Origin of the sequence: Aeromonas sp. DSM 116730 (assembly GCF_046581335.1) — a bacterium.
GTDB classification, from domain to species: domain Bacteria; phylum Pseudomonadota; class Gammaproteobacteria; order Enterobacterales; family Aeromonadaceae; genus Aeromonas; species Aeromonas rivipollensis.
Map to the genome: position 1 here is coordinate 1,627,479 of NZ_CP144265.1, position 15,866 is coordinate 1,643,344.

15 protein-coding genes and 1 tRNA gene are annotated in these 15,866 nt (G+C 62.2%); 10 read left to right on the top strand and 6 right to left on the bottom strand.

Annotated elements, in window-relative coordinates; genetic code table 11:
- Nucleotides 1-119 precede the first annotated feature (119 nt).
- From Aeroheme_RS07565 to Aeroheme_RS07585, 5 genes are all read left to right on the top strand, one after another.
- Nucleotides 120-968, top strand: a complete 849-nt coding sequence (locus tag Aeroheme_RS07565; protein ID WP_411167010.1) for a DUF2726 domain-containing protein — start codon at nt 120-122, stop codon at nt 966-968.
- Nucleotides 969-1,222: 254 nt separating this feature from the next.
- Nucleotides 1,223-2,644 (top strand): sigma-54 dependent transcriptional regulator, encoded by a 1,422-nt coding sequence (locus tag Aeroheme_RS07570; protein ID WP_162627173.1) that lies wholly within the window; start codon nt 1,223-1,225, stop codon nt 2,642-2,644.
- Between the two features lie 105 nt (nt 2,645-2,749).
- Complete coding sequence (locus Aeroheme_RS07575; RefSeq protein WP_163135139.1) at nt 2,750-3,784, top strand: sensor histidine kinase; 1,035 nt, start codon at nt 2,750-2,752, stop codon at nt 3,782-3,784.
- Nucleotides 3,785-3,839: 55 nt separating this feature from the next.
- Entirely contained in the window at nt 3,840-5,174 is a 1,335-nt protein-coding gene (locus tag Aeroheme_RS07580) for a sigma-54-dependent transcriptional regulator (RefSeq protein ID WP_025327523.1), read from the top strand.
- Between the two features lie 142 nt (nt 5,175-5,316).
- Nucleotides 5,317-6,078 (top strand): Nif3-like dinuclear metal center hexameric protein, encoded by a 762-nt coding sequence (locus Aeroheme_RS07585; protein ID WP_411167011.1) that lies wholly within the window; start codon nt 5,317-5,319, stop codon nt 6,076-6,078.
- Nucleotides 6,079-6,187: 109 nt separating this feature from the next.
- Here Aeroheme_RS07585 and purN read toward each other — a convergent pair whose 3' ends face one another.
- Entirely contained in the window at nt 6,188-6,826 is a 639-nt protein-coding gene (purN, locus tag Aeroheme_RS07590) for a phosphoribosylglycinamide formyltransferase (RefSeq protein ID WP_163153701.1), read from the bottom strand.
- An 8-nt stretch (nt 6,827-6,834) separates the two neighbouring features.
- Complete coding sequence (gene purM / locus Aeroheme_RS07595) at nt 6,835-7,872, bottom strand: phosphoribosylformylglycinamidine cyclo-ligase (RefSeq protein WP_106886372.1); 1,038 nt, start codon at nt 7,870-7,872, stop codon at nt 6,835-6,837.
- Between the two features lie 175 nt (nt 7,873-8,047).
- Here purM and upp point away from each other — a divergent pair, with 175 nt between their 5' ends.
- The 3 genes from upp (at nt 8,048) to hda (ending at nt 10,650) form a co-directional block, all read left to right on the top strand.
- Entirely contained in the window at nt 8,048-8,674 is a 627-nt protein-coding gene (upp, locus tag Aeroheme_RS07600; RefSeq protein WP_005302745.1) for a uracil phosphoribosyltransferase, read from the top strand.
- Nucleotides 8,675-8,817: 143 nt separating this feature from the next.
- A complete protein-coding gene (locus Aeroheme_RS07605; protein WP_168235390.1) occupies nt 8,818-9,846 on the top strand; it encodes a DUF2066 domain-containing protein in 1,029 nt (342 codons plus the stop codon).
- A 102-nt stretch (nt 9,847-9,948) separates the two neighbouring features.
- Nucleotides 9,949-10,650 (top strand): DnaA inactivator Hda, encoded by a 702-nt coding sequence (hda, locus tag Aeroheme_RS07610; protein ID WP_162520047.1) that lies wholly within the window; start codon nt 9,949-9,951, stop codon nt 10,648-10,650.
- A 110-nt stretch (nt 10,651-10,760) separates the two neighbouring features.
- Here the strand turns inward: hda and aceA are convergent, their stop codons facing one another.
- On the bottom strand, nt 10,761-12,074 hold the full coding sequence (aceA, locus tag Aeroheme_RS07615) for an isocitrate lyase (protein WP_111910109.1): 1,314 nt from the start codon (nt 12,072-12,074) through the stop codon (nt 10,761-10,763).
- A gap of 72 nt (nt 12,075-12,146) precedes the next feature.
- Nucleotides 12,147-13,754, bottom strand: a complete 1,608-nt coding sequence (gene aceB / locus Aeroheme_RS07620; RefSeq protein WP_368168864.1) for a malate synthase A — start codon at nt 13,752-13,754, stop codon at nt 12,147-12,149.
- A 315-nt stretch (nt 13,755-14,069) separates the two neighbouring features.
- On the opposite strand from aceB, the gene Aeroheme_RS07625 reads away from it, so the two are divergent.
- Nucleotides 14,070-14,255, top strand: a complete 186-nt coding sequence (locus tag Aeroheme_RS07625; protein WP_339385219.1) for a hypothetical protein — start codon at nt 14,070-14,072, stop codon at nt 14,253-14,255.
- Between the two features lie 202 nt (nt 14,256-14,457).
- Here Aeroheme_RS07625 and Aeroheme_RS07630 read toward each other — a convergent pair whose 3' ends face one another.
- Together Aeroheme_RS07630 and Aeroheme_RS07635 are read right to left on the bottom strand one after the other, a co-directional pair.
- A complete protein-coding gene (locus Aeroheme_RS07630) occupies nt 14,458-14,598 on the bottom strand; it encodes a hypothetical protein (protein WP_163135121.1) in 141 nt (46 codons plus the stop codon).
- Nucleotides 14,599-14,856: 258 nt separating this feature from the next.
- Nucleotides 14,857-14,933 (bottom strand) — tRNA-Pro (locus tag Aeroheme_RS07635).
- Nucleotides 14,934-15,187: 254 nt separating this feature from the next.
- Between Aeroheme_RS07635 and tadA the strand changes: the two genes are divergently transcribed.
- Nucleotides 15,188-15,712 carry a tRNA adenosine(34) deaminase TadA gene (gene tadA, locus Aeroheme_RS07640; protein WP_411167227.1) on the top strand — a complete coding sequence of 175 codons (525 nt, stop codon included), beginning with the start codon at nt 15,188-15,190 and terminating at the stop codon, nt 15,710-15,712.
- Nucleotides 15,713-15,866 lie beyond the last annotated feature (154 nt).

The following is a 15,866-nucleotide window of genomic DNA, read 5'->3' on the forward strand; positions in this document are numbered from 1 at the left end:
AAACGCGAATGCCGGAGCAGCGGTGATTTCAGCTCTGCCTGCCGGGGTTCCCCCGTGGTAGAGTGTTGCCCCTTCGTGTTTGATGAACTGGATATGTCTTGTGAACGGGGTATGTGTTTATGAATAGCCTTGTCGTATCGGGATCCGTGTTGTTGGTGCTGCTCCTGCTGGTGATCCTCTGGCGCAGGAGCAAGCGGGGCAAGGCCGAGCCCTATGAGTTGCAGGAGACCCTGTTCAGTCCGGCGGAGCGCGCCTTCCTCGGGGTGCTGGACTTGGCGGTCGGCGACCAGGCCCGGGTCTTTGCCAAGGTCAGGGTGGCGGATGTGCTGACCCCCCAGGCGCGCCTGGGCAAGGGCAAGTGGCAGCAGGCGTTCGACATGATCAGCGCCAAGCGCTTTGACTATCTGCTTTGCCACCCGACGGATCTCTCCTTCCTCTGCGCCGTCGAACTCGATGACAGCGCCCATCGCCACCAGAAACGCAAGGTGCGGGATCTCTTGCTGAAGTCCGCCTGTGACAGTGCTGGCCTGCCGCTGCTGCAGATCCCGGCCAGCAGCCACTACCAGGTCGACGAGCTGCGCGAGCAGTTGCTGCCCCTGCTGGTCAAGACGAGCCTTCCGGTGGAGGATCTGTTGCCGGGGGAGCGCCGCGAGCCGACCTTCAATCCCTTGCTGCTCGATGGGGTGGACTTGAGTGCCTCCCACCACGGGGGGCGCATGCCCAGGGCGCCACAGGCCGAGCCGCCCCAGCTTGACGAGCAGGAGCCGGTGCTGATGGACAACCCCTTCATCGGTCCGGACGAGGAAGAGGAGGGCGCCTCCACCTCGGCGCCCCACTGCCCCCGCTGCGCTGCGCCCCTGGTGGCGCGGGAAGCGAAAAAGGGTCCCCATGCCGGTCGTCTGTTCCTGGCCTGCAGCCGTTTCCCCGAGTGCCGTTACGCCGCCCCCCAGGAGCAGGCCAGGCACTGATCCCCTCTCTGGCGCCGGCTGCGGTCGGCGCCTTGCACCTCCTGCACCGCGTTCCACTCCGTCCCAGGGCGTCTGGCCGACAGAGGCTGTCTGAGTGTGATCCCCATCCCGGTCGGATCGCGCTGATCGCGACAAGTTTTGACAAACCGCCAGAATTTTGGCACTTTGTGCCCTCTGCAACACAGTGCATAGCTCAATATCATAAGCACTTAAAAAACAATAACTTGGCGTCAGGTGTGTAAGGAAGATAAATTATGATGGCTATGGGGGTGTTGATCGTTGATGCCGATGAACAGCGGCGTCAGCAACTGGGTACCGTGCTCTCGTTCATGGGGATCCCCTGGCAGGAGGTGGTGGAAGCCGATCTCGATGTGGCCATTGAATCCTCCGGCCCGCTGCAAGGGATACTGACGGGCAAGCTGCTGGAGCGCTCCCTCGGCGAGCTGCTGGCCGCCTTCCCCCGCATCCCCTTCCTCTCCCTGATGCAGGCGGATCACCCCAACAGCAACTTCATCGGCGGCAGCGACGAGCCCTATACCTATGAGTCCCTGACACGTCACCTGCACTTCTGTCAGGCCTTCATCTCCCTCCATCCCCGCCAGCAGGTGCACGACAAGGGCCAGACCCTGTTGCGACTGCTGGTGGGCAAGGGGCGGGGGATCCAGGAGGTGCGCCGCCTCATAGGCCAGGTGGCACAGACCGACGCCAACGTGCTGATCCTGGGGGAATCCGGGACCGGCAAGGAGGTGGTGGCCCGCGCCATCCACGAACTCTCTGCCCGCAGCGCCGGCCCCTTCGTACCCATCAACTGCGGTGCCATTCCGGCGGAGCTCCTGGAGAGCGAGCTGTTCGGCCACGAGAAGGGGGCCTTCACCGGCGCCATCGCCGCCCGTCGCGGCCGCTTCGAGCTGGCCCAGGGGGGCACCTTGTTCCTCGACGAGATCGGCGACATGCCGCTGCCGATGCAGGTCAAGCTGCTGCGGGTGCTGCAGGAGCGACTGTTCGACAGGGTCGGGGGCGGCAAGCCCATCCAGGCCGATGTGCGCATCATAGCGGCGACCCACAGGGATCTGGAGGCGATGATCCGCACCCAGGGTTTCCGTGAGGATCTCTACTATCGCCTCAACGTCTTCCCCATAGAGACGCCGCCCCTGCGCGAGCGCTGCGACGACATCCCCTTGCTGCTGCAGGAGCTGCTCAACCGCCATGCGGAGCAGCACAGGGGGATCATCCGCCTGACCCAGCGGGCCATGGAATCCCTGATGCAGTACCCCTGGCCTGGCAACGTGCGGGAGTTGTCGAACCTCATCGAGCGGTTGCTGATCCTCTACCCGAACCAGATCATCGACGTGGCGGACTTGCCCGGTCGCTACCGTCTGTTGCCAAGCGAGCCCAGGGACGAGCGGCTCACCGAGATGGACGAGCGGGATGCCCTGGCCGCCGTGTTCCAGACGCCTCCTGTGCTGGATCCGGGCCTTGCCGCGCCGCTGCCCATGCAACTGCCCCAGGAGGGGCTCAATCTCAAGGAGATGCTGGCGGATCTCGAGGTGGAGCTGATCCGTCAGGCCCTGGAATCCCAGGACGGGGTGGTGGCCCGGGCCGCCGACCTGCTGAGCATGCGCCGCACCACGCTAGTGGAGAAGATGAAAAAATACGGCATGAGCAAGGACAACTGAGGTCAATGCTTTGACGGCCAGAGTCAAGGTGTTGATATATAACCAGTAATTTACTGGCATGGAAATTGAATAAGCTTACCCAATCGCCAGTTTGAGGTCAGCTTTATGACAATCTCGCAGCAGGACAATCCGCTCCAGTCACACGAAGTGAGTCAGCTTTATGCCATCTTCACGGCACTGCCGACCGGCGTGCTGCTGCTCGATGGGGAGGGGCGGATCACCCGCGCCAACCCGGCCGCCCTGACCCTGCTGGGGGAGCCGCTGGAGGGACAGGCCTGGCGCCAGATCATCGCCCGCTGTTTCCAGCCCAGGGAAGACGATGGTCACGAGATCTCTCTGCGGGATGGGCGCCGGGTGCAACTCTCCACCCAGCCGCTGCCGGATCAGCCCGGCCAGCTGGTGTTCATCACGGATCTCACCGAGACGCGCCAGTTGCAGGACAGGGTCAACCACATGAAACGGTTGTCTGCCCTGGGCAACATGGCGGCCTCCCTGGCACACCAGATCCGCACCCCCCTCTCCGCCGCCATGCTCTATGCGGCCAACCTCGCGAATCGCACCCTGAAACCGGAATCCCGCACCCAGTTCCAGCAAAAATTGATGGCCCGGCTGCAGGATCTCGAGAAGCAGATCAACGACATACTGCTGTTTGCCCGCAACGGCGACAACCAGGTGGTGGCCCCGGTCTCGGTACAGGGGCTGCTGGCTGAGGTGCAGGCCGGTGCCGAGGCCTTCTGCCAGCAGCAGGGCTGCGCGCTGCACATGGAGGCGCCTGAGCCCGACCTCTGCCTGCTCGCCAACAGCAGCGCCCTGGCCGGTGCCATCAACAACCTGATCGCCAACGCCAGACAGGCCGGGGCCGATTCGCTCTTGGTGAGCGCGGTGCGCAGCGGCAACCGGGTGGAGATGCGCATCCTCGACAATGGCAAGGGGATGCCTGCCCAGTTGCTCAGCCAGATCTTCGAACCCTTCTTCACCACCCGCTCCCAGGGCACAGGCCTCGGACTTGCCGTGGTGCAATCCGTGGTGCGTGCCCATCAGGGGGAGGTCAGCGTGGCCTCGGTCCCCGGAGAAGGGACCTGTTTTACCCTGTCGTTCCCCCTGCATCAGCAAGCGGTGCAGCTTGGAGGTGTAGCATGAATCCCATCTTGTCCCTGTGGTGCAAGGCCTGCGGGCCGGTGGTTGGAGGTGTGGCATGACCCAGGCCCGCATTCTGGTGGTGGAAGACGACAACGGTCTGCGCGAGGCGCTGGTGGATACCCTGCTGCTCGGCGGTTACGAGTGCCGCGAGGTGGACAGCGGCGAGCGGGCCCTGCTGGCGCTCTCCCGCCAGCGCTTTGACATGGTGATCTCGGACATTCAGATGGGAGGCATGGACGGCCTCACCCTGCTGGCCAACATCCGCCAGCAATATCCCCAGGTGCCTGTACTCCTGATGACCGCCTACGCCAACATCGACGGGGCCGTGCGCGCCATGCGGGAAGGGGCCATCGACTATCTGGCCAAGCCCTTCTCCCCCGAGGTGCTGCTCAACCAGGTCAGCCGCTATGTGCCGGCCCAGAAGGTGGAGAAGCGCGCCGTGGTGTACGGGGATCCCAAGACCGCCGAGCTGTTCCAGCTGGCGACCCGGGTGGCCAGAAGCGAGGCCACCGTCATGGTGACAGGCCCGAGCGGGACGGGCAAAGAGGTGCTGGCCCGCTACATCCACGACCACTCCAGCCGCGCCGAGCAGGCCTTCGTCGCCATCAACTGCGCCGCCATCCCGGAAAACATGCTGGAGGCGACCCTGTTCGGCTACGAGAAGGGGGCCTTCACCGGCGCCGTGCAGGGGTGCCCGGGCAAGTTCGAGCAGGCCCAGGGGGGCACCCTGCTGCTCGACGAGATCACCGAGATGGATCTGGGGCTGCAGGCCAAGCTGCTGCGGGTGCTGCAGGAGAAAGAGGTGGAGCGGCTCGGCAGCCGCAAGATGATCCCGCTGGATGTGCGGGTCATCGCCACCAGCAACCGGGATCTCAAGAAGGCGGTGCAGGATGGCCTGTTTCGCGAGGATCTCTACTACCGTCTCAACGTCTTTCCCCTGCGCTGGACTTCGCTCTGGGAGCGACCCGGCGACATATTGCCGCTGGCGGAGCACTTGCTGGCGCTCCATGCCAGTCAGCAGGGGCTACCGACGCCGCAGCTGGCCGATGAGGCGCGCGAGCGCCTGCTGGCCCACCCCTGGCCCGGCAACGTGCGGGAGCTGGACAACGTGGTGCAGCGGGCTCTGATCCTCTGCCCCGAGGGGCTCATAGGTTGCGAGCATCTGATCCTGGAGGAGACGGACGAGGAGCTGGTGCGCCCTCTCGAGCGCCTGTCGGGGGAGGGACTGGGGGGCGAGCTCAAGCAGCAGGAGCACCAGATCATCCTGGACACCCTGCAGGAGTGCAACGGCAGCCGCAAGGAGGTGGCCGACAAGCTTGGCATCAGCCCGCGCACCCTGCGCTACAAGCTGGCCCAGATGCGTGACGCTGGCATAGAGCTGCCCGCCTAGCCCTTGTTGCCGGTGTCATGGCCTTGCCGGCCCGGCTCGATTATCATGGGGCCCTCGGCATCATGAGCCTGGGCCCCGTTGTGACTGCAGACAAGAGCCTGATCGCAGACAAGGGGGAGCAGCGCCTTTACAAGGGACTCCTATGATCTCTCATCGCAAACTGGAAACCGTGCTCAATCACCTGCTCGAGCCTCACGCCATCAAGGACTACTGTCCCAACGGGCTGCAGGTGGAGGGGCGCGAGCGCATCCGCCGGGTGGTCACCGGCGTCACCGCCAGCCAGGCCCTGATCGATGCGGCCGTGGCCCTGGATGCCGATGCCATCCTGGTCCATCACGGCTACTTCTGGAGCGGGGAACCGCCCCAGATCACCGGCATGAAGCAGCGCCGTCTCAAGACCCTGCTGACCCACGACATCAACCTCTTCGCCTACCACCTGCCGCTGGACGTGCACCCCGAGGTGGGCAACAACGCCCAGCTCGCCAGGCTGCTCGGCATCAAGGTGCGCCGCGGCCTGGAGCCCTGGAACAGCAAGAGCGTGGCCATGGTGGGCAAGCTGGAAGCCCCCATGAGCGGCAGCGACTTCGCCAGGCTGATTGCCGAGCGCCTCGGCCGCGAGCCACTCCACTGCGGCGACAGCGGCCCCGAGCTCATCAGCTCGGTGGCCTGGTGCACCGGCGGTGGCCAGAGCTACATCAATCAGGCGGCCGAGCAGGGCATAGATGCCTTCATCTCGGGGGAAGCCTCGGAGCAGACCATACACACGGCCCGGGAGATGGGGATGCACTTCTACTCCGCCGGTCACCACGCCACCGAGCGTTACGGCGTCAAGGCGCTGGGGGAGTGGCTTGCGACCGTACATGGCCTGGATGTGACCTTTATCGATATCGACAATCCGGTGTAGGGCCGATTAGCCGCGTGGCGGCGTAATCGGACGTGACAGCAGCAATAGGTAGAAATGACAAGGGAGGCCTAAGCCTCCCTTGTTACATTTTGCATGCAGCGAGTAGCGGTTACTCGCTGGCATAGCCCGCGGGGCCGAGTTCGGCGCCATCCAAGAGGGCGGCGCCCTCCTGCATCTTGAGCCGTCCCTCGCAGAACCACTGCACCACCAGGGGATAGATGCTGTGCTCCTGGGCCTGGACCCGGGCCGCCACCTCGTCGGCACTGTCACCTTCAAAGATGGGGACGCGAGCCTGCAGGATCACCGGGCCGCCGTCCAGCTCTTCGGTGACGAAGTGGACGCTGGCGCCGTGTTCACTGTCACCCGCCTCGATGGCGCGCTGGTGGGTGTGCAGGCCCTGGTATTTCGGCAGCAACGAGGGGTGGATGTTGATCATCCGCCCGGCGAAGTGACGCACCAGATCGGCACTCAGGATCCGCATAAAGCCGGCCAGTACCACCAGATCCGGCTGATAGTCCGCCATCAGCGCCAGCAGGGCGGCGTCATACTCGGCCCGGCTGGCAAACTGCTGCTGGGCCAGGATGGCGGTGGCCACCCCGGCTTCCCTGGCGCGTACCAGCCCGTAGGCATCGGCCCTGTTGCTGATGACGCCGACCACATCACCGGCAATCTTGCCGCTGGCGCAGTGGTCGAGAAGGGTCTGCAGGTTGCTGCCGTTGCCGGAGATCAGCACCAGGATCCGTTTCATAGGGGAGGTCATTTTATGATGACTTGTTCTTCGCCATCGGCCGCCTTGGCGATGTGGCCTATGTGCCAGGCGTTCTCGCCTTCGGCCTTGAGCAGGGCCAGCGCCTTGTCCAGCTGATCCGCCGGCAGGGCGATGATCATGCCGACGCCGCAGTTGAAGGTGCGGTACATCTCGTGACGGGTGACGTTGCCGGCCTGCTGCAGCCAGCTAAACACCGCCGGCCACTGCCAGCTCTGCTCGTCGATCACCGCCTGGGTATTGGCGGGCAGCACGCGGGGGATGTTCTCCCAGAAGCCGCCACCTGTGATGTGGGACAGGGCGTGGATCTCGCACTCCTTGATGAGCTTGAGTACCGGCTTCACATAGATGCGGGTCGGCTCCAGCAGGGCGTTGGCCAGGGTGGTCTCACCCAGCGGCTGATGCACGTCGGCCTGGGAGACCTCCAGGATCTTGCGCACCAGGGAGAAACCGTTGGAGTGGGGGCCGCTCGCGGCCAGGGCGATCAGGGCATCCCCTTCGCCGACCTTGCTGCCGTCGATGATTTCGCTCTTCTCCACCACACCGACGCAGAAACCGGCGATGTCGTAGTCTTCCCCTTCATACATGCCTGGCATCTCGGCGGTCTCGCCGCCCACCAGGGCGCAACCGGACTGCTCGCAGCCTGCACCTATGCCGGTGACCACGGCGGCGGCGGTGTCCACATCCAGCTTGCCGGTGGCATAGTAGTCGAGGAAGAACAGGGGTTCGGCGCCTTGCACGATGAGGTCATTGACGCACATGGCCACCAGATCGATGCCCACAGTGTCGTGCTTCTTCAGGTCGATGGCCAGACGCAGCTTGGTGCCCACACCGTCGGTACCGGATACCAGTACCGGCTCCTTGTAGCCAGCAGGGATTTGACACAGGGCCCCAAAGCCGCCAAGACCACCAAGGACTTCAGGACGACGAGTGCGCTTTGACACGCCCTTGATACGTTCAACCAGTGCATTGCCGGCATCGATATCTACGCCAGCATCCTTGTAGCTCAGTGAGGTTTTGTCAGTCACGCGTATTCCCCGTCATATAGAGAAGTGGAGGGTAAAATTCGGGGCGTATTCTACCAGCGGGCGGGTAAAAGCAGAAAGAAAATCGTTTGCGCGTTTTTACGTGGAAAAGCTCTACAAGCCGTGGCTTTTGTTGTATGATTCCGCGATTTTTTGGCGCCGGTTCGAGGAGATAATAATGAAAGTCGTTGAAGTCAAACACCCCCTGGTCAAGCACAAGATCGGCCTGATGCGCGAAGGCGACATCAGCACCAAGCGTTTCCGTGAACTGGCCAAGGAAGTGGGCAGTCTGTTGACCTACGAAGCGACCTCTGACTTCGAAACCGAGAAAGTTACCATCGATGGTTGGAACGGGCCAGTGGAAGTTGACCAGATCAAGGGCAAGAAGGTCACAGTCGTGCCCATACTGCGCGCCGGTCTTGGCATGATGGATGGCGTGCTCGAGCACATGCCGAGCGCCCGTGTCAGCGTGGTCGGCATCTACCGCGATGAAGAGACCCTGCAGCCGGTTCCCTATTTCGAGAAGATCGTCAGCAACATCGAAGAGCGTCTGGCCCTGGTCATCGACCCCATGCTGGCCACCGGCGGCTCCATGATAGCCACCATAGATCTGCTGAAGAAGAAGGGCTGCCAGTCCATCAAGGTGCTGGTGCTGGTTGCCGCCCCGGAAGGGATCAAGGCGCTGGAAGCCGCTCACCCCGACGTGGAGCTGTTCTGCGCCTCCATCGACCAGGGGCTGAACGAGAAGGGCTACATAGTCCCGGGTCTGGGGGATGCCGGTGACAAGATCTTCGGCACCAAGTAACCCCTGACGTCATAGCCGCTCTCTCTGAGCGCAAACGGAGCCGGCACCTTGCCGGCTTCGTCGTTTATCCCGCCCTCCTGCTTGCTGCCATGCGCGCCTTGCCGCTACCATAAGCAGCATCCCCCATTTCGAGAATCTTCTTTATGCTGAAACGCTTAGCGACTCTCCTCTGCTGTCTGCCACTCATGGTGTCGGCTGCCCAGGTGACCGATCTCTACCAGGGCAGGGCGCCAACCAGCGGCGACATGACGGCCGCCCAGTCCCAGGCTCTGGGGGAGGTACTCGTCAAGGTGACCGGCAGGCGCGACATCCTCACCCAGCCCGAGGTGGCCAAGGCGCTGGCGGCCCCCGGTGACTATGTGCAGCACTACGGCTATCAGGATGTGGGGCCGGTCAAGTTTCTCAAGGCCGATTTCAACGTGGCCAAGGTCAATGCCCTGGTAGGCCAGAGCAAGTTCCCCCTGCTCGGACCCGTCCGCCCGCAAATGGCGATCTGGCTGGTAATAGATGAAGGGGAGCGTCGCATACTGCCGGATCAGTCCAGCGACGGCTGGTCCGCCGCCCTGCGCGGTCAGGCCCAGGCCATGGGGTTGCCGGTCAGCATTCCGCTGATGGATCTCGATGACAACATGGCGGTCAGCGCCACCGATGTCTGGGGTCGTTTCGCCGACCCCATCCTCAAGGCGAGCGAGCGCTATGGCGCCGAGATGGTGGTGCTGGGCAAGCTGACGCCGGAAGGGGAGAAGTGGAGCATCGACTGGGGGCTCTATGGCGCCAAGCCGGGGGCTTCGGGCGGCGCAGAGCTGACCGAGCTGACCAAGGGGGCCGGTTCAGGTACCCAGGCCGAGGTGGCGCAGGGCATGGCCGATGCTCTGGCGGGCTGGCTGGTACAGCAGTACGGCACTCGCCTGTCCGGGGTCGTCTCCAGCCAGACCCTGGTGGTGGAGGGGTTGTCCGGCATCGACGGCATGATCCAGATACAGAAGATGTTGCAGGGCATGGCCAGCGTCACCAAGGTGGCGATCGGCAAGCTGGAGGGGGACAAGGTCACCTTCAACCTGTCGCTTCAGGGGGACAAGGCCGAGCTGGTAAGGGGCCTGCAACTGGAGAGCCGCCTGCACCAGATCGAAGACAATGAGAGCGGTCTGCGTTACCAATGGTCGCAGCCCTGATCCCAGGGGAAGTTCCAGACCGCCCGGCATGACCCGGGCGGTTCTCTATCTGCCGCTCTGGTGATACACTTGCCCGCAAATATCACAGTCAAAGCCCAACGAGTGAAGCAACCGGCCCAACTGTCTTTAGCCGTACAATTACCGGATGATGAAACCTTCGTCAGTTTCTATCCCGGCAACAACGCCCATCTGATCACCGCCCTCAAGAATGCGGCCATCGGTCAGGGCGCTCCTTTCCTCTATTTCTGGGGAGCCAAGGGCTCCGGACGCTCCCACCTGCTGCACGCCACCTGCGCCGAGGTCAATGCCCGCGACGCTGCCGCCGCCTATCTCTCCCTGGATCAGTTCGAACAGCTGGATCCCAGCATGCTCGACGCCCTCGAAAGCCTGCCCCTGGTCTGTCTCGACAGCCTGGAAGCCATCGCCGGCAATGGGCTCTGGGAGCGGGCCCTGTTCGATTTTTACAATCGCTGGCGGGAGAAGGGAGAGGGGACCCTGGTGGTCACCGGCTGCAGCGCGCCGCGCAAGCTGGGGCTGCAACTGCCGGATCTCGCCTCCCGCCTCGACTGGGGAGTGAGTTTCCATCTCGACGAGCTCGATGACGAAGGCAAGCTCAGTGCCCTGCAGCTGCGTGCCGAGCTGCGGGGCTTCAAACTGCCCATAGACGTGGGCCGCTTCCTGCTCAACCGCTTGTCCCGCGACATGCGCACCCTGCTCACCACCCTCAATCAGCTCGACAACGCCTCCTTTCGCGCCAAGCGCAAGCTCACCATTCCCTTTGTCAAAGAGATCCTCGAACTCTGAGCCAATGGTGATTGCCTGTCTGCGCCACATCCTTGAGTGGCGAGCAAAAAGAAACCCCGGCACCAGGCCGGGGTTTTTGTTCGAACGTGGTGGCTCGCGTCATGGGGTGATTAGTGGAACTGATCTTCTTCGGTGGAGCCGGTCAGGGCTGTCACTGAAGATTGGCCACCCTGAATGACGGTGGTCACCTTGTCGAAGTAACCGGTACCGACTTCCTGCTGGTGTGCCACGAAGGTGTAGCCACGCTCGGCGGCGGCAAATTCCGGCTGCTGTACCATCTCGACGTAGTGCTTCATCCCTTCGCCACGGGCGTACTGGTAGGCCAGCTCGTACATGTGGAACCACATGTTGTGGATGCCCGCGAGGGTGATGAACTGGTACTTGTAGCCCATGTCGGACAGCTCCTGCTGGAAGCGGGCTATGGTGGCATCGTCCAGGTTCTTCTTCCAGTTGAAGCTGGGAGAGCAGTTGTAGGCCAGGATCTTGTCCGGGTACTGGGCCTTGATGGCTTCGGCAAACTGACGTGCCTCGTCCAAGTCCGGCTTGGCGGTTTCACACCACACCATGTCGGCGTAAGGGGCGTAGGCCAGGCCGCGGGAGATGGCCTGCTCAATACCGGCCTGCACCTTGTAGAAGCCCTCGGCGGTGCGCTCACCGGTCAGGAAGCCTGCATCGTAGGGATCGGCGTCCGTGGTCAGCAGGTCGGCCGCGTTGGCGTCGGTACGGGCGATCACCAGGGTGGTGGTGCCGCAGACGTCGGCCGCCAGACGGGCCGCGATCAGTTTTTGCACCGCTTCCTGGCTCGGCACCAGCACCTTGCCACCCATGTGGCCGCACTTCTTGACCGAGGCCAGCTGATCTTCGAAGTGCACGCCGGCGGCGCCCGCTTCAATCATGCCTTTCATCAGCTCGAAGGCGTTCAGCACGCCACCGAAACCGGCTTCGGCATCCGCCACTATCGGCAGGAAGTAGTCGATGAAACCGGCATCCTGCGGGCCCACCTTGTTGGCCCACTGGATCTGGTCGGCACGGGCGAAGGAGTTGTTGATGCGCTCCACCACTGAGGGCACCGAGTTGGCCGGGTAAAGGGACTGATCCGGGTACATGGTGGAGGACAAGTTGTTGTCCGCCGCCACCTGCCAGCCGGAGAGGTAGATGGCCTCTATGCCCGCCTTGGCCTGCTGCACCGCCTGGCCGCCGGTCAGTGCGCCGAGGCAGTTGACGTAACCCTTCTTGGCGCCGCCGTGGATCAGCTCCCACAGCTTGTCGGCGCCGCGCTGGGCCAGGGTGTGTGCCGGCTGCAGGCTGCCACGCAGGTTCACCACGTCTTCGGCGCTGTAGCCGCGTTTGATCCCTTTCCAGCGGGGGTTTTCTGCCCAGTCTTTCTCGATAGCCTGGATCTGTTGCTCACGGGTCAGTGCCATATCAGTTCCCTCTTTCATTGATTTCACGTTTCCATTGATTTGTTATGGACGAGTCCCTTTCGGGGCCCGGATTCAGAGCCGCTCGTAACCGGGCAGCGTCAGAAAATCGATCAGGGTGTCGGCGCAGGTGATCTGCTCCATCAGCTCGCTCGCCTCGGCAAAGCGACCTGCCTGCCAGCGGGCATCGCCCAGCTCGGCTTTGACCACCTGCTGCTCCTCGGCCAGCATCTGGCGGAACAGCGCCTTGGTCACCACCTGGCCGTTCGACAGGCTCTTGCCGTGGCGGATCCACTGCCAGATGGAGGTGCGGGAGATCTCGGCGGTGGCCGCATCTTCCATCAGGCCGTAGATGGGCACGCAGCCGTTGCCGTTGATCCAGGCCTCCAGATATTGCAGGGCGACCCGAATATTGGTGCGCATGCCCGCCTCGGTGCGCTCGCCCTCGCAGGGGGCCAGCAGCTCGGCGGCGGTGATGGGGGCATCCTGCTCGCGCAGTACGCCTATCTGGTTCTTGGCGCCTGCCGGGATGGCGACGTTGAACACTCCCATGGCGGTATCGGCGAGGCCGGGGTGGGCGACCCAGGTGCCGTCGTGGCCGTTGTTGGCTTCACGCTCCTTGTCCGCTTTCACCTTGGCAAAGACCTCGGCGTTCACTGCCGGATCCTTGGCCGGAATGAATGCGGCCATGCCACCCATGGCCAGGGCGCCGCGCTTGTGGCAGGTCTTGATCAGCAGCCGTGAATAAGCCGACAGGAAGGGCTTGTCCATGGTCACCACCTGGCGATCCGGCAGGACGCGATCAGGGTGGTTCTTCAAGGTCTTGATGTAGCTGAAGATGTAGTCCCAGCGGCCGCAGTTGAGGGCGACTATGTGATCCTTCATCTGATAGAGCAGCTCGTCCATCTCGAACACGGCCGGCAGGGTCTCGATGAGGACCGTGGCCTTGATGGTGCCGCGGGGCAGGCCGAACTTGTCTTCGGTCCAGGCGAACACCTCGCTCCACCAGCGCCCTTCCAGATTGCTCTGCAGCTTGGGCAGGTAGAAGTAAGGGCCCGAGCCCTTGGCCAGCAGCGCCTTGTGGTTGTGCAGGAAGTAGAGAGCGAAGTCGAACAGGCCGCCAGGGATGGCGTCGCCATCGAAGGTGACGTGTTTTTCCGGCAGGTGCAGACCGCGTACCCGGCAGATAAGCACTGCGGGATCGGGATTGAGGGTGTAAGCCTTGCCTTCCGGACTGGTGTAAGAGACGGTGCCGTTGACCGCATCGCGCAGGTTGATCTGACCCTCGATCACCTTGTTCCAGGCGGGGGCCAGTGAATCCTCGAAGTCCGCCATGAACACCTTTACGTTGGCGTTGAGGGCGTTGATGACCATCTTGCGCTCGACCGGTCCGGTGATCTCCACACGGCGGTCTTGCAGATCGGCGGGAATGCCGCGCACTGTCCAGCTGCCTTCGCGGATGTGGGCGGTTTCGGGCAGGAAGTCCGGCAACTCGCCGCCATCGATGCGGGCCTGGCGAGCCACCCGTTGTTTCAGCAGTTCATTGCGCTGAGGAGCGAAGCGTTCCACCAGTTCGGACACCAGGGCCACCGCATCCGGCGTCAGGATCTGCGCGTAATCGGGAAGCATCTCGCCTTGGATGCGCAGACGGGTGCTGCTGATGGTCTGGGCCGGTGCCGACATAGGTTTCACTCCTTTGAAAGTTACATTTTGAACTTACTAACTACGACTAACGTCTATATCCGTTTCTCTTAAACTCCCCGTAACAGCGGGGTAATACGACTCATAAGGTGCAAAATAATGCTTGGTTCGTCAACTTGATTTTTAAAACAGGTGTTTTTGGTTGGTATTTAAGTCTATGTTTTTAAAATGTTTATGTGATTAGCATAAAAGCTCTACGCAGATGGTTATGCTCTCGGCTGGCAAGGCCGTCAGGGGGGATGAAAGAGCCAGGTGCGGCACATCAAAAATGTAATTAATTACGTAATAAAATTACCAATGCAAAAACAAATCCCGACCTTACTCCAGGCTTTGAGAAAACAGCTGTATGAAATGCCTGCTGCCAACACAGTCGGCATCTGGCATGTGAAGCCATTGACAGGTGAACTGCTGTTTAAAACCAAATGGTCAAATCTTGCGAAGCGGGGGCAGCGCAGAGCGTGTGGTGGAAATGACGAGCAATAACGTAGGTTTGTATCAAGGGGCTGGAGCAGGGGGGAGGGAGATGACGGGGAACGGAGTAGTGAATAACACCAATCCATGGATGTTTATCAGCATTTTATGGTTATTTTCGTTGGCGGCTTTTTAGCCGGGTCGGGACGGGGTGCCGGACAGCAAAACCGGCCTTTCGTCCGCAAAGTTGGAGAGGGACTGGGCCAGATCCGCCTCAGTAGTCATCATCCGGCGCGGCGAGATCGATCACGTCCAGATGCACTGTGCCGCCGAGACCGGTGTCGGTGGATTCGGGATCGGAATGGGGTGAGGAGAGAAGGGGCTGATCGGGCTGTGTGTCGACTGCTTGGTTCATGGGTGCTTGCCTCAATGGATTGCAAGCCGGTTGGTGATTCCCTCACCCTGACGCCACCTCCCTGTCTGATGGCCGGCGGAAAAGTTGCGTATCCTAGCGGGACTTTATGAAAGCTTCAAGTGGTTCTGTATAAAATTTATGCCGGCACGGCCTCTGTGCAAGCCACAGGGGTGAGATAAGAAGAGGACGTGCAGGGAACGGGCAGAAAACAGGTAAAAAAATAGCCCAGTCGTTTGACTGGGCTATTTTCGGGGAAAATGGTCGGTGTGAGAGGATTCGAACCTCCGACCCTCTACACCCCATGCAGATGCGCTACCTGGCTGCGCTACACACCGACGGAGTCAGCTCGGCTGACGGGAAAGGAGTCTAATAGGATGATCCTAAGGGTGCAACTCCTTTTTTATCAGGGAGATGCCGATTGCTTCTTTATTGCTCAACCAAGATGCAACTTGGGCCTTGGCGGGAGTTTTGGCATAATCGCCGCCCACCTCGCCCGGTGCCGGTGGCCCTGGATCCGGGCCGAGCGAACAGGGCCGTCTTTGATGATGAATACAGATAAATGAGAGGAGCGGCCGTGGAGCCAGCACAGATGAACGCAGCCGAGATGCAGATCACCCAGGACGAGCGCTGGATGCGTCATGCTATGGCCTTGGCGGCCAGGGCGGAAGGGATAGGCGAAATCCCGGTCGGTGCCGTGCTGGTGCTGGGGGACGAGGTGGTCGGCGAGGGGTGGAACCGCTCCATCAGCGCCCATGACGCCTGCGCCCATGCGGAGATCATGGCGATCCGTGCCGCTGGCATCACGCAGCAGAACTATCGGCTGCTCGATACCACCCTTTATGTGACGCTGGAGCCCTGCTGCATGTGTGCCGGCGCCCTCATCCACAGCCGGGTGAAGCGGGTGGTCTACGGGGCCCGCGATCTCAAGACGGGGGCGGCGGGCTCGGTGTTCGACATTTTGCAGGACCCGCGCCACAACCACAGGGTGGCGCTGACGGGAGGGGTGCTGGCAGAGGCCTGCTCGGCCCAGCTGTCGGACTTCTTCAAGCGGCGGCGCGCCGAGAAGAAGGCGGCCAGAGAGGCGCTGAAACAAAGTAGTGGCCCCGCCCTCTGAGGCGGACGGGGGGCATCATCTTGCCCCCGCTCTGAATTTCTTCACACATCCTCATATAAAACAGAGGGTTGGCACTGCTGCTTGCCCTCATCCTCCTGCCTGTATCCCCCCTGAAATAACCTCTTCACAGAGGCTCCTGATGTAACAAAACTGT

Bases quoted from the DNA above. Each gene is read 5' to 3' on its own strand.
- tadA (WP_411167227.1), top strand. From the start codon at position 15,188: ATGAACGCAGCCGAGATGCAGATCACCCAGGACGAGCGCTGGATGCGT.
- Aeroheme_RS07570 (WP_162627173.1), top strand. From the start codon at position 1,223: ATGATGGCTATGGGGGTGTTGATCGTTGATGCCGATGAACAGCGGCGT.
- aceB (WP_368168864.1), bottom strand. From the start codon at position 13,754: ATGTCGGCACCGGCCCAGACCATCAGCAGCACCCGTCTGCGCATCCAA.
- Aeroheme_RS07605 (WP_168235390.1), top strand. From the start codon at position 8,818: ATGCTGAAACGCTTAGCGACTCTCCTCTGCTGTCTGCCACTCATGGTG.
- upp (WP_005302745.1), top strand. From the start codon at position 8,048: ATGAAAGTCGTTGAAGTCAAACACCCCCTGGTCAAGCACAAGATCGGC.
- Aeroheme_RS07580 (WP_025327523.1), top strand. From the start codon at position 3,840: ATGACCCAGGCCCGCATTCTGGTGGTGGAAGACGACAACGGTCTGCGC.
- Aeroheme_RS07625 (WP_339385219.1), top strand. From the start codon at position 14,070: ATGCAAAAACAAATCCCGACCTTACTCCAGGCTTTGAGAAAACAGCTG.
- Aeroheme_RS07575 (WP_163135139.1), top strand. From the start codon at position 2,750: ATGACAATCTCGCAGCAGGACAATCCGCTCCAGTCACACGAAGTGAGT.
- purN (WP_163153701.1), bottom strand. From the start codon at position 6,826: ATGAAACGGATCCTGGTGCTGATCTCCGGCAACGGCAGCAACCTGCAG.
- Aeroheme_RS07565 (WP_411167010.1), top strand. From the start codon at position 120: ATGAATAGCCTTGTCGTATCGGGATCCGTGTTGTTGGTGCTGCTCCTG.
- Aeroheme_RS07585 (WP_411167011.1), top strand. From the start codon at position 5,317: ATGATCTCTCATCGCAAACTGGAAACCGTGCTCAATCACCTGCTCGAG.
- Aeroheme_RS07630 (WP_163135121.1), bottom strand. From the start codon at position 14,598: ATGAACCAAGCAGTCGACACACAGCCCGATCAGCCCCTTCTCTCCTCA.
- aceA (WP_111910109.1), bottom strand. From the start codon at position 12,074: ATGGCACTGACCCGTGAGCAACAGATCCAGGCTATCGAGAAAGACTGG.